This window comes from Bacillus sp. (in: firmicutes) (genome assembly GCA_012842745.1).
In the GTDB taxonomy this organism is placed as follows: domain Bacteria; phylum Bacillota; class Bacilli; order Bacillales; family Bacillaceae_J; genus Schinkia.
The window spans coordinates 178,352-190,804 of the sequence record DUSF01000035.1; the positions used below are offsets into that span (position 1 = coordinate 178,352).

At 36.7% G+C, this 12,453-nt stretch carries 15 protein-coding genes and 1 other annotated feature; of the genes, 13 read left to right on the forward strand and 2 right to left on the reverse strand.

What is annotated here, in order from left to right; translation table 11 throughout:
• Positions 1–4 precede the first annotated feature (4 nt).
• The 11 genes from GX497_05930 (at position 5) to GX497_05980 (ending at position 9,923) form a co-directional block, all read left to right on the forward strand.
• Positions 5–604 (forward strand): dephospho-CoA kinase, encoded by a 600-nt coding sequence (locus GX497_05930; GenBank protein ID HHY72753.1) that lies wholly within the window; start codon positions 5–7, stop codon positions 602–604.
• Positions 605–746: 142 nt separating this feature from the next.
• Positions 747–1,778 carry a glyceraldehyde-3-phosphate dehydrogenase gene (locus tag GX497_05935; GenBank protein HHY72754.1) on the forward strand — a complete coding sequence of 344 codons (1,032 nt, stop codon included), beginning with the start codon at positions 747–749 and terminating at the stop codon, positions 1,776–1,778.
• A gap of 147 nt (positions 1,779–1,925) precedes the next feature.
• Entirely contained in the window at positions 1,926–2,381 is a 456-nt protein-coding gene (gene nrdR, locus GX497_05940; protein HHY72755.1) for a transcriptional regulator NrdR, read from the forward strand.
• A gap of 64 nt (positions 2,382–2,445) precedes the next feature.
• Positions 2,446–3,879 carry a Replication initiation and membrane attachment protein gene (locus GX497_05945; protein HHY72756.1) on the forward strand — a complete coding sequence of 478 codons (1,434 nt, stop codon included), beginning with the start codon at positions 2,446–2,448 and terminating at the stop codon, positions 3,877–3,879.
• A 3-nt stretch (positions 3,880–3,882) separates the two neighbouring features.
• Positions 3,883–4,725: an ATP-binding protein gene (locus GX497_05950; protein HHY72757.1), complete on the forward strand. Its 843-nt coding sequence runs from the start codon at positions 3,883–3,885 to the stop codon at positions 4,723–4,725.
• Positions 4,726–4,831: 106 nt separating this feature from the next.
• The gene (gene ytxC, locus GX497_05955; GenBank protein ID HHY72758.1) at positions 4,832–5,704 is read left to right on the forward strand and encodes a putative sporulation protein YtxC; all 873 of its coding nucleotides are present in this window, start codon (positions 4,832–4,834) and stop codon (positions 5,702–5,704) included.
• Between the two features lie 373 nt (positions 5,705–6,077).
• A complete protein-coding gene (gene thrS, locus GX497_05960) occupies positions 6,078–8,024 on the forward strand; it encodes a threonine--tRNA ligase (protein ID HHY72759.1) in 1,947 nt (648 codons plus the stop codon).
• A 180-nt stretch (positions 8,025–8,204) separates the two neighbouring features.
• Positions 8,205–8,332, forward strand: a sequence feature (ribosomal protein L20 leader region).
• Between the two features lie 51 nt (positions 8,333–8,383).
• Positions 8,384–8,905, forward strand: a complete 522-nt coding sequence (gene infC / locus GX497_05965; protein HHY72760.1) for a translation initiation factor IF-3 — start codon at positions 8,384–8,386, stop codon at positions 8,903–8,905.
• A gap of 36 nt (positions 8,906–8,941) precedes the next feature.
• Entirely contained in the window at positions 8,942–9,139 is a 198-nt protein-coding gene (rpmI, locus tag GX497_05970; protein ID HHY72761.1) for a 50S ribosomal protein L35, read from the forward strand.
• Between the two features lie 81 nt (positions 9,140–9,220).
• Positions 9,221–9,577, forward strand: coding sequence for a 50S ribosomal protein L20 (gene rplT, locus GX497_05975; GenBank protein HHY72762.1), 357 nt, complete (start codon positions 9,221–9,223; stop codon positions 9,575–9,577).
• 76 nt (positions 9,578–9,653) lie between these two features.
• Positions 9,654–9,923 (forward strand): DUF1294 domain-containing protein, encoded by a 270-nt coding sequence (locus GX497_05980; GenBank protein HHY72763.1) that lies wholly within the window; start codon positions 9,654–9,656, stop codon positions 9,921–9,923.
• On the opposite strand, the gene GX497_05985 is transcribed toward GX497_05980, so the two are convergent.
• Positions 9,906–10,298, reverse strand: a complete 393-nt coding sequence (locus GX497_05985) for a sigma-w pathway protein ysdB (protein HHY72764.1) — start codon at positions 10,296–10,298, stop codon at positions 9,906–9,908. The two genes, GX497_05980 and GX497_05985, sit on opposite strands and share 18 nt — an antisense overlap.
• Before the next feature lie 159 nt (positions 10,299–10,457).
• Here GX497_05985 and GX497_05990 point away from each other — a divergent pair, with 159 nt between their 5' ends.
• Positions 10,458–10,943, forward strand: a complete 486-nt coding sequence (locus tag GX497_05990; GenBank protein ID HHY72765.1) for a dUTPase — start codon at positions 10,458–10,460, stop codon at positions 10,941–10,943.
• Between the two features lie 46 nt (positions 10,944–10,989).
• Positions 10,990–12,078: a M42 family metallopeptidase gene (locus tag GX497_05995; GenBank protein HHY72766.1), complete on the forward strand. Its 1,089-nt coding sequence runs from the start codon at positions 10,990–10,992 to the stop codon at positions 12,076–12,078.
• Positions 12,079–12,138: 60 nt separating this feature from the next.
• Here the strand turns inward: GX497_05995 and sspI are convergent, their stop codons facing one another.
• Positions 12,139–12,351 (reverse strand): small acid-soluble spore protein SspI, encoded by a 213-nt coding sequence (sspI, locus tag GX497_06000; GenBank protein ID HHY72767.1) that lies wholly within the window; start codon positions 12,349–12,351, stop codon positions 12,139–12,141.
• Positions 12,352–12,453 lie beyond the last annotated feature (102 nt).

Here is a 12,453-nt window from a genome sequence, read left to right on the forward strand (position 1 = left end):
ATGTATGACAACTATTATCGGTTTAACTGGTGGGATTGCAAGTGGAAAAAGTACGGTAGCCAATATGCTAAGAAATCTCGACATTATCGTAATTGATGCCGACGTGATTGCCCGTGAAGTTGTTGAAGTTGGGGAAGAAGCTTATTTAAACATAGTTGCTACATTTGGCGAAGGCATCCTTCATGAAGACGGAGCAATTAACCGTACTAAACTTGGTGAAATAGTATTTAATGATGAAGAAAAAAGAAAAAAATTAAATAGTATTGTCCACCCAGCCGTACGCGAAAAAATGAATCGTTTAAAAAATGAATATATTGAAAAAGGGGAAAAAATCATTGTATTAGATATCCCTTTGCTTTTTGAAAGCAAATTGACACATCTTGTTGATAAAATTATGCTGATTTTTGTGGACCCGGAAGTGCAAATGAAAAGATTAATGGAAAGAAATCATTTATCATTCAATGAAGCTGATGCAAGAATTAATTCACAAATGCCATTAAGAGAAAAAATTCCCATGGCCGATGCAGTTATTAATAATAATGGAACAATGGTGGATACATCTGAGCAATTAAAAGAGGTTTTGAGAAATTGGCAGTTGATATAACACTATTCAAAACTAAGAATATTATTTTTTATTTTATTTTTAAAAAATATGTGTTAGTCTAACCATTTTTATTTTATTTATGTTATACTATTTGTACTGAAAGGTTAATTAAGTATAACATAATCCGGAAGGAGTCAATAAGGTGAAGGCAAGAGTAGCAATTAATAGTTTTGGGCGTATAGGTAGAATGTTTTTTAGGAGTGCAATTTTCGATGAATCATTTGAAATTGTAGCGATTAATGCAAGCTACCCAGCTGAAAATTTAGCGCATATGTTAAAATATGATAGCGTCCATGGTAAATTTCATGGAACAATTGAAGTAGAGGAAAATGCACTGATTGTAAATGGCAAACGTGTTCAACTATTAGATCAACGGGACCCTAATCTTCTCCCTTGGAAAGATTTAAATATAGATATTGTTATTGAAGCAACTGGGAAATTTGTAACGAAAGAAAAAGCGAAAGCTCATTTAGATGCAGGTGCTAAGAAAGTTATTATCACTGCTCCAGCAAAAGGAGAAGATATTACAATTGTTATGGGGGTTAATGACGATCAATATAATCATAATAACCACCATCTTATTTCGAATGCATCTTGTACAACAAATTGTTTAGCGCCAGTTGTTAAAGTAATCAATGATGAATTCGGAATAGAAAATGGATTAATGACAACAGTTCATGCTTATACAAATGACCAAAAAAATGTTGATAACCCACATAAGAAAGACCTTCGTCGTGCTCGTGCTTGTGCACAATCGATTATACCTACAACAACAGGTGCTGCAAAAGCAATCGCAACAGTAATGCCTGAAATGGCTGGCAAATTACATGGCTTAGCATTGCGTGTTCCGACACCTAACGTGTCTTTAGTCGATTTAGTTGTTGATTTAAAGCGTGATGTAACAGCCGAAGAAGTAAATGAAGTATTGAAAAAAGCAGCAGAAGGTCATTTGAAAGGCATTTTAGGAATCACATATGAACCTTTAGTATCGATTGACTTTACTACTGACGACCATTCAGGTGTTATAGACGCACTTTCAACCATGGTAATTGGTAACAGAAAATTAAAAGTGTTAGTTTGGTATGATAATGAATGGGGATATTCGAGTCGCGTTGTCGACTTAGCAAGATTAGTAGCAAATGGCATCATAAATGCTGCGAAAGTTACAGTGTAATAATAAATTCAAAAAGGCAGATGGTCAAATGGCTATCTGCTTTTTGTTTTCTTATACATTTCCAACGAAAAGAACTTGTGAATTAAACAGATTTTATATATGATATAAGTAAGAAACGGTCATGCGCCAATTGACGGAGTTGATTTTATGAGGTGTCCGCATTGCCAATATAATGGGACAAGGGTTCTTGATTCACGACCTGTGGATGATGCACGTTCTATTCGCAGAAGAAGAGAATGCGAGAAATGCCAACATCGGTTTACAACATTTGAGAAGGTGGAGGAAACGCCATTAATCGTTGTGAAAAAAGATGGTATAAGAGAGGAATTTAGTAGTGAGAAGATGTTAAGAGGTCTTATTAAAGCATGCGAAAAAAGGCCGGTTCCATTGCAAACTCTTGAGGATATTGTCAATGAAATTGAGAGAGAATTACGAAACCAAGGAATCTCAGAAATTAAAAGTGAAGCTGTTGGCGAAATGGTTATGGATCAATTAGCAAAAGTCGATGAAGTTGCCTACGTACGTTTTGCTTCTGTTTACAGACAATTTAAAGATATAAATGTGTTTATAGATGAATTGAAGGAATTAATAAAAAAAGATTAAAAAGGGCTTCTACAATAAGAAAGCTCTTTTTCTACTTCTATGAGTTAATAGGGGGTTATTGTAAGTGACTTATCATTGGACGGAATTGCTCCCGGGAGACGAATATATTGTTAGAACAAACGGCGTTCTTCAGGATCTTGATCGCAAAGTGTTAACGTTACTATATCAACCATTAATAGGACAAGCGAGCTATACGTTGTATATGACCCTTTGGAGTGAAGTGGAAATCAATCGTTTATGGGGAAAAGAAAGTACACATTATCATCTCATGAGTATGATGCAGTTAAATTTAAATGAAATCTTTGAGGAACGGAAAAAGCTCGAAGGCATCGGCTTGCTTAAAACGTATTTAAAAGAAACAGAGGAAGGCCGAACATTTATTTACGAACTTCAACCACCGTTATCTCCGGAACAATATTTCAATGATGGTGTTTTAAATATATTTTTGTATAATCGTCTTGGTAAACCAACCTTTAAAAAAGTGAGCAGCTTCTTTAAAGATCAAAAAATGGAAGAAACCATTTATAAAGATGTGACACGGTCATTTGATGCTGTGTTTTCATCATTAACAACATCAGAGTTTAAGTTATCAAATGAAGAAATGATAACGGTCTTTCCGAATAATGACAAGGAACAAATGATAGAAAAAGGGTATTCTGCCGGTATTTTCATCTCCGAAAATATTTTTGATTTTAATTTGTTTTTTGCTGGTATTTCGGAAGCTCTCATGCCAAAAAGTGCTGTCAACGAAGAGGTTAAAGAAATGATTGCCAAGCTTGCTTACATCTATTCCATCGATCCGATTGAGATGAAAAAAGTAGTGATGTGGGCATTGGATGAAAATGATAAAATTGATATCGAATTATTGCGAAAATCGGCGCGGGATTATTATCAAATTAATCATGGCGGTGAGCTGCCAAATTTAGTTTATAAAACACAAAGTTTGCAGCATCTATCACTGCTTGACAAAGATTCAATCAATGAAGATGATGAACAATTAATTAAGAAGTTTGATAGAATCTCCCCGCACCAATTATTAGTTGAAATTTCTGAAGGTGTTGAACCGACGGCAGCCGACTTACAAATTATTGAAAATGTGATGATGAATCAAAAGCTTAATCCGGGTGTAGTGAATGTGTTAATCCATTATGCTATGCTTAGAACCGATTTAAAGCTATCAAAAAATTATATTGAGAGAATTGCGGGGCATTGGGTGCGGAAAAAAGTGAAGACAACTAAAGAGGCAATGGATTTAGCAAAAGCAGAGCATCGTAAATATCAAGAATGGGCAGAAAAAAGTCAGCAAAAAGAAAAACAAAAAGCTTTAGGAAATCAAAGTAAAAATAAATGGAGCCCTGATGCGAAAAGGCGGCAGTTAATGCTTGGGATTGATGAATCTGAAAATAATTCACAAAAAACAACGACAGATGGAACGGAAGAAGAACGTCAGAAACGGATGCAAAAGATGTTCGACCTAATTGAAGGAAAGGAGGAGTAATCATTGAGGAAAGTAGGTGATGTGTTGGTTGACCTTTTCGAAAATGATTTTAAACAGCCAAAAACAATCATCAATGAATATGTTTGTGACGGCTGCCATAGCCATGTTAAGGAGCAGCTTCTCCCCCTTTTAGGCGGGCCGAATAAAGGACAGCTACAGAAATTTAAAATCGGGTGTAAATGTCCTGACAAGGCGTTGGCTGAAGAGATTGAAAAAAATGTTGAATCATTGAAAAAGGAACGATTTTTCCGCTATTTTAATCAAAATTCCTTAATGAACGAAGATATAAAAACAGCTACATTTGAAAACTATCAGCCTACCACGAAGCTGCAAAATGATGTTAAAAAGCTATGTATGGCCTATGCTCGCAATTTTAGTTTTAAAAGTGGACAAGCCCCTAAAAATCTACTATTATTTGGCGAGACAGGTATTGGGAAAACGCATTTGGCTGTATCTATATTAAAAGTCGTCATCGAAAAGGAGTATAGCGGCTTATTTATTAGTTTGCCATTATTGCTTTCATTGATTAAAAATACGTATTCCAAATACGATGATAGCGGCTTGACTGCTGCTGATGTTATGAAAAAAATGAAGGAAATCGATTTATTAGTCATCGATGATATGGGTGCTGAAGCAGGTTCTAATCATGATATCCAAAAGGTTTTTGAGTTATTGGATAGCAGGCTTGGCAAGCCGACCATCTTTACTACGAATCTTAATTTTGAACAATTTTCTGAGATGTTCGGAAAAAGAAATACATCGAGAATTTTAAAAAATACATTTATTTTGAAGCTAGATGGCAATGACTATCGGAAAAAAGATGCGAATCTAGAAGAATGGCAATAAACGGAGGAAGAGGCCTCCGTTTTTTTTATTCATTTTTTTAAATTTGTCCCCATATACATGTAACAGGTATTTGCTGCGAAAGCAGCAAAAGGGGGACCATATATAAATGATAACAATCCAATTTCGTGAAAAAAAAGATGCAGTTTTACTTTTTCAATTAATAAAAGAACATCATCATCCTAACTCCGCGCATGTTCAGGTAAACATTATTTATGAGCCAGAGGTTCTTGTGAAAATAAATTTTAAGAAATCGTTTGATTCAATTATTTCGACTGTTATCATTCCAGTCATCATGAAATACATTATCAAAATCGTTGAAGTAAATTGGATGAAAGAAATGATTAGTAATATGTTTTATTTTACAGATATGGAGGAGCAAAGGCAGATTATGTCCATTGCAAGGTCAATCATCGACGGTGAAAAAGCAGAGATGCCAGTGGTGACCGATTTGAATGACCATCTCCCTCGGGAAAAGATGATTGAAAATTCTTTAAGAGATTTTTTAACAACAAGTGTTTCCTTTTCATTTGAAGCGTTTTTGCAATTTCGATTAAAAGAATACCGGATTCGTCTTCTTCAGTATATTGAGGCTGCCATCGATGAATATAAACTAGAGCAGGAGTATCAAAACTTCGTTGAAAATTTACGGAGCTATGTCTATAACAAGGACTCTTTAATGGAAATTATTCATCTCGTTTATGAGGAGGATTTTCGCTTTTTTGACAGAAATTTAAATGAAATTGGCAGAGAGCAGCTCACCTATTTAATTGATGAACAATTAATCAAAATTGAGGATATTGATACGGATTCTTTAGTGATTGCTCCGCTCATCTCCATTGCTCCTAGAACGGTCTATTTATATACTGACAGGCTAGATCATGGTCTAATTCAAACAATTCAAAACATTTTTTTAGAGCGGGCCGAATTGCGGTCGCAGGAAGCTTTTCAACAGTTAAAGGGGCAGATGTTTAATATGTAAGCAATGTAAAAGTAAAACTGTCGCTTGATTTTATTTGTTAGATGTGGATATAATACGTACATAGTTAAATCAAATATCAAATCTGTTACGATGAGGACATGGGTTATTTTTACGGTATTTTAGAGAGGAAAGCCACGGCTGCAAGCTTTCTATACACGAAAAATTGCCTACCACCTTTAAACTTCAACGGGACATAACCGTTGACGGCAACAACCGTTATTCGACTTCAAGCCATAGACAGGAAAGTAAGCTGACAACGAGTACGCAGCTTATTTTTTGCCGAATGGGAAGAAGGGTGGAACCACGAGACCAACACTCGTCCCTTATTTGGGATGGGTGTTTTTTATTTTTACTGAAAAAGGAGTGCAACAAAATGTCAGAATTAGTTAAGATGTCATTTCCTGATGGTGCAGTAAAGGAGTTTCCAAAAGGAACAACGACAGAAGAAATTGCGGCATCAATTAGTTCAGGTCTAAAGAAAAATGCTTTAGCTGGCAAATTAAACGGGAATCCAATCGATTTGCGTACCCCAATCCTTGAAGATGGTGCAATTGAAATCATCACATATGATACACAAGATGGCCTGGAAATTTTACGCCACAGTACAGCGCATTTAATGGCCCAAGCAATTAAGCGATTATTTGACGATGTAAAATTAGGAGTGGGACCTGTCATCGAAGGCGGCTTTTACTATGATATTGATATGGAACAAGCGCTGACACCTGAAGACCTTCCGAAGATTGAAAAAGAAATGCAGCGGATTATTGATGCGAATTTACCTGTTGAACGTCAAGTCGTTTCACGAAATGATGCATTAAAAATGTATGAAGAAATTGGTGATCCATTAAAGGTTGAGTTAATTAGTGCGATTCCGGAAGACGAAAATATTACAATTTATACTCAAGGTGAGTTTTCTGATCTTTGCCGCGGTGTTCATGTTCCATCAACTGGTAAACTTAAAGTATTTAAGCTTATGAACATTGCAGGGGCTTATTGGCGCGGAGACAGCAATAATAAAATGCTGCAGCGTATTTACGGAACTGCTTTTCCTAAAAAAGCGCAACTGGACGAGCATTTGCGCTTGCTTGAGGAGGCAAAAGAACGTGATCATCGTAAGCTTGGGAAAGAATTGAATTTATTTACAGTATCACAATTGGTTGGACAAGGTCTGCCACTATGGCTACCGAAAGGTGCAACAATCCGCCGCCAAATCGAAAGATATATCGTTGATTTAGAGGAAAGACTAGGGTATAGCCACGTTTATACACCTGTTCTTGCAAATGTGGAACTTTATAAGACGTCAGGTCACTGGGATCATTATCAAGAGGATATGTACCCACCGATGGAAATGGATAGTAATGAATCATTGGTTCTTCGCCCAATGAACTGTCCGCACCATATGATGGTTTATAAAAACAGCATGCATAGCTACCGTGAGTTACCTATTCGTATTGCCGAGCTTGGTACAATGCATCGATTTGAAATGTCGGGAGCACTATCCGGGTTACAACGTGTCCGCGGCATGACTTTAAATGACGCGCATATTTTTGTACGTCCAGACCAAATTAAAGATGAATTTAAGCGTGTAGTTAACTTAATTTTAGCGGTTTATAAAGATTTCAACTTTAATGACTATGCATTCCGCTTGTCCTATCGTGACCCTCTAGATAAGGAAAAATATTTTGATGATGATGCGATGTGGGAAAAAGCTCAGTCGATGTTAAAAGAGGCCATGGATGACCTTGGACTTGATTATTATGAAGCAGAGGGGGAAGCAGCCTTCTACGGTCCGAAGCTTGATGTTCAAGTAAAAACAGCTTTAGGAAAAGATGAAACATTGTCAACCGTACAATTAGACTTCTTGCTACCGGAACGCTTTGATTTAACATATATTGGGGAAGATGGCAAGCAGCACCGTCCTGTCGTTATTCATCGTGGTGTTGTATCGACAATGGAGCGCTTTGTTGCTTTCTTAATTGAGGAATATAAAGGTGCCTTCCCAACATGGTTAGCACCTGTTCAAGCAAAGGTCATCCCGGTTTCAAGCGAAGTTCATCTTGACTATGCGAAGCAAGTTCAGGAAAAACTACAATTGGAAGGCTTCCGTGTTGAAATCGATGAGCGTGACGAAAAAATAGGCTATAAAATCCGTGAAGCTCAAATGCAAAAGATTCCTTACATGCTTGTCGTTGGCGATAATGAAATTAAAGAAGAAAGCGTCAATGTCCGTAAATATGGTGAAAACAAATCTGAAACAGTTTCATTTGCAAAGTTTATGGAAGCACTAAAGGATGAAGTTGCACGAAAGGGTCATAGATAGTAGAAAATAGTAGTGAATAGGCTGATTCTGTAATAGAGCAGCCTATTTTGCAATAAAATACTTGCAACTTTTGGTTGTATCAGTTATTATTAACAGCGTTGTTAATAAATTAGTCTTTTGTATGTTGACATTAAAAATTTCTTATGCTACCATAAATAGGTCAAATTGAATATTTCTTTGTGGAAAAAGTAGAGGCACCCGCTTCTCACCTAATTGACGCAAACGTTGTTGATGGGTTTACACAGTCTCGGATGAATGAAGATCGTGAAACGTGGGTGTAGTATGTATGCCGACGTTTTTTTATGTAATCAAACGTCGCCCAAACGAAAAATTCAGTGAAAAAACCCTGGAGGTGGCTAATTATTAGTAAAGACTTATTGATTAACGAGGAAATTCGCGCACGTGAAGTTCGACTCGTTGGTGCTAATGGCGATCAAATCGGTATAAAGTCGAGAAACGAAGCTTTAGAAATGGCGCAAACCGCTAATTTAGATTTAGTGATGGTTGCTCCGAATGCAAAACCACCTGTTTGCCGTATCATGGATTATGGTAAATTCCGTTATGAGCAGCAGAAAAAAGATAAAGAAGCACGTAAAAATCAAAAGGTTATCAGTATTAAGGAAGTACGTCTTAGCCCTACTATTGAAGAACATGATTTTAATACGAAACTTCGAAATGCAATCAAGTTTCTAGAAAAAGGCGATAAAGTAAAAGCTAGTATTCGTTTCAAAGGTCGTGCAATTACACATAAAGAAATCGGTCAAAGAGTTCTCGATCGTCTAGCTGAGCAATGTGCGGAAGTTAGCATCGTTGAACAAAAGCCAAAAATGGAAGGTCGCAGTATGTTTATCGTATTAGCACCTAAAACTGAAAATAAGTAAAAGTTATACAACCATGATTTTGAGGAGGAAAACCAAATGCCAAAAATGAAAACTCATAGAGCTTCAGCAAAGCGTTTCAAAAAAACTGGAAGCGGCAAAGTGAAGCGTTCACATGCTTATACAAGCCACTTATTTGCAAATAAAGAACAAAAAGTAAAACGCAAGCTTCGCAAAGGTGCTTTAGTAAGTGCTGGTGACTATAAGCGCATTAAGCAAATGATTTCCAACTTATAATTTATAAGTGGAACAGTCATTTTAGCAGACTCGGGAAAAATAGCAGACTTATTTCAGACATAGATCTTAGGAGGGAATCACATGCCAAGAGTAAAAGGCGGTACAGTAACGCGTCGTCGTCGTAAACGCGTATTAAAATTAGCAAAAGGTTATTTCGGTTCAAAACATACATTATTTAAAGTTGCGAAACAACAAGTAATGAAATCTTTAATGTATGCTTATCGTGACCGTCGCCAAAAGAAGCGCGACTTCCGTAAGCTTTGGATTACACGTATCAATGCAGCTGCACGTTTGAATGGTCTTTCATACAGCCGCATGATGCACGGCTTAAAGGTTGCTGGTATCGAAATCAACCGCAAAATGTTAGCTGAACTTGCTGTAAGCGATGAAAAAGCATTCGCAGAATTAGCATCAAAAGCAAAAGCAAGCATACAATAACTATCGTAAAAAAGGTCATTCCACTATTGTAGAGGGATGGCCTTTTTCGGTAATTGAGAGGAGCTACACTATGAATATATATATATTAATCGGATATTTCATCATCATCAATATTACGGGGTTTATTTTAATGGGGGTCGATAAAAAGCGCTCACAAAAGGCGCAGTGGAGAATACCGGAAATGAGATTTTGGACAATCGGACTCCTAGGTGGCGGCATTGGATTATACTTGGGGATGCAATCATACCATCATAAAACAAAGCACAAAACATTTACCATTGGGATGCCACTCGTCATTTTAGTAAATATTTTGTGCTATGGGTATGCTCTATTCCTCGTGATTTAAAAAGTTGCGAATTGGATTTTTCCAATCAATTCTTGCATTCGGATAATTTTTTTTGACCGCTTCCTCTATTTTTAAGAAATCTTTACGTTCTAGCCCCTGCAATTTATTCGTGTCTTTTGCCCAAATAAAAATGGAGACAACATCGAACGCATTTTCAGTAGTTCCCAAATATTTTTCCCCTTCGAAAAGTACCCCTTTATACGTAATTAAAAAGTTTTTTCGAACATTGTCACGGTCGTCCCAAAAATAAAATTGTTTTTGCTCATGGGCCAGCTCAAGCTTACGTTTTGGATTTAAGATATATTTGACAGTTTTCACAATAAGGAAAATAATTAATGCTAAAATTAGAAATCGAAAGAGGATGACAGTAAACATAACAAAACCCCCTAGTAAATTGCTAGTATCATTATTATACAATACGGTTCGGGGATATAGTTGGTTTCAATTAATGATAAATTTACACAGCAACATTATAGTTTAACTATGAATGCGTTTGTTATAATGGAGAATATGCACAAGGTAGGAGGATTCAAGATGTTAACAAAATTATTCAGTCTTCAAAGAGAATTAGATCAGCGGATTGAAAAAGAGCACGGGCTTGAACAAGCCGATTTAATGGATAAAAAAATTATGGCGCTTTTAGTAGAGCTCGGTGAACTCGCCAATGAAACCCGCTGCTTTAAATTTTGGAGTAAAAAAGCAGCTGCCAAACGTGATGTCATTTTAGAGGAGTACGTCGATGGCATTCACTTTATTTTGTCAATAGGGCTTGAACTAGGCATTGAAGCCGATGTAAGCTTGAGCCTAGTAGATGAATACAGAGACTTAGTAGAACAATTCCAAGAAGTGTATGCAACTATCATCGATTTTCGCAGACAATTAACTTCAGAAAACTACCATAAAATTTTTAATGAATACATATTATTAGGTAAACTGCTCGGATTTTCAGCAGATGATATTGAAAAAGCATACAGAATGAAAAATGAAGTGAATCATAAGCGCCAAGATCAGGGATATTAATGATAATCGCCAAATTTTAAAAATTGGAAGGGAGTCTTTTATACATATGACAAAGCAATTGGATGAAACGTTGACAATGTTAAAGGATTTAACGGATGCAAAAGGAATTCCTGGAGACGAGCGTGAAGCTCGGGAGGTTATGAAAAAATATATAGCTCCATATGCTGACGAAATGATTAGTGATAACCTAGGTAGCTTAATTGCCAAAAAGATAGGCAAAGAAGATGGTCCGAAAATCATGGTTGCCGGACATCTTGATGAAGTTGGTTTCATGGTGACGCAAATTACTGAGAAAGGTTTTCTAAGATTCCAAACAGTTGGTGGCTGGTGGTCGCAAGTGATGCTGGCTCAACGTGTAACGGTGATGACGAAAAAAGGAAACATCACTGGCATCATCGGTTCAAAACCGCCGCATATTTTGACTCCTGAAGCTCGTAAAAAGGTTGTTGATATTAAAGATATGTTTATTGATATTGGCGCGACAAGCAAGGAAGAAGCGATGGGATGGGGTGTTTTGCCTGGTGATTCGATTGTTCCTTATTTTGAATTTACCGTTATGAATAACGAAAAAATGCTGCTTGCGAAAGCATGGGATAATCGCATTGGCTGTGCGATTGCGATTGATGTTTTAAAAAATTTAAAAGGTGTCGAACATCCAAATATAGTTTACGGTGTTGGCACCGTGCAAGAAGAGGTTGGGCTAAGAGGTGCAAAAACAGCAACAGCGCAAATTAAACCTGATATTGGTTTTGCGGTTGATGTTGGCATTGCGGGGGATACGCCTGGAGTTACTGAAAAAGAAGCTGTTAGTAAAATGGGAGCAGGGCCACAAATTATTTTATATGATGCATCGATTGTTTCCCATAAAGGATTGCGCGACTTTGTTGTTAGCATTGCTGAGGAACATAACATTCCATATCAATTTGATTCTATGGCTGGCGGCGGAACGGATGCAGGCTCGATTCATATAACGGCAAATGGTGTGCCTGCTTTAGCGATTACAATTGCAACGCGTTACATCCACTCAAATGCGGCGATGCTTCACCGTGATGATTATGAAAATGCCGTAAAACTAATCGTGGAAGTCATTAAACAGTTAGATGCAACTAAGGTAAAGGAAATCATTTTTGATTAAAAAACGCGAACAAAAACGGGGTATCTTTATAACGTAAAGACCGCCCCGTTTTTGTTTTGTTCACTGCTTTTGCAAGCCGGTTTTTAAGTTGCTGAGCATTTCTTCTTTTTCTTCCTCATTGGCATTTTGCCAAATTACTTCAAAAAGCACACCAAGCCCTGGCAGCATTTTTTCTTCTTGACTACGGATTGCATCGATAATGGTATCCTCTAGCTGTTCCTTTGTGTTATCGTGAACATTTTGAATAATTGCATGGCGAAGATTTAAATTCATTTATCGGCATCTCCTTTCATTAAAATGTTTTTTCTATAAGGTTTCATTTACTAGTTTCTACAAAATTAATTGGATTATGTAAAATTCCTAGTTATAATGAAT

Excerpts from the sequence above, each read along its gene's own strand:
- GX497_05990 (HHY72765.1), top strand. The coding sequence starts at position 10,458 with ATGTTAACAAAATTATTCAGTCTTCAAAGAGAATTAGATCAGCGGATT.
- nrdR (HHY72755.1), top strand. The coding sequence starts at position 1,926 with ATGAGGTGTCCGCATTGCCAATATAATGGGACAAGGGTTCTTGATTCA.
- ytxC (HHY72758.1), top strand. The coding sequence starts at position 4,832 with ATGATAACAATCCAATTTCGTGAAAAAAAAGATGCAGTTTTACTTTTT.
- thrS (HHY72759.1), top strand. The coding sequence starts at position 6,078 with ATGTCAGAATTAGTTAAGATGTCATTTCCTGATGGTGCAGTAAAGGAG.
- rplT (HHY72762.1), top strand. The coding sequence starts at position 9,221 with ATGCCAAGAGTAAAAGGCGGTACAGTAACGCGTCGTCGTCGTAAACGC.
- GX497_05930 (HHY72753.1), top strand. The coding sequence starts at position 5 with ATGACAACTATTATCGGTTTAACTGGTGGGATTGCAAGTGGAAAAAGT.
- sspI (HHY72767.1), bottom strand. The coding sequence starts at position 12,351 with ATGAATTTAAATCTTCGCCATGCAATTATTCAAAATGTTCACGATAAC.
- GX497_05995 (HHY72766.1), top strand. The coding sequence starts at position 10,990 with ATGACAAAGCAATTGGATGAAACGTTGACAATGTTAAAGGATTTAACG.
- GX497_05985 (HHY72764.1), bottom strand. The coding sequence starts at position 10,298 with ATGTTTACTGTCATCCTCTTTCGATTTCTAATTTTAGCATTAATTATT.
- rpmI (HHY72761.1), top strand. The coding sequence starts at position 8,942 with ATGCCAAAAATGAAAACTCATAGAGCTTCAGCAAAGCGTTTCAAAAAA.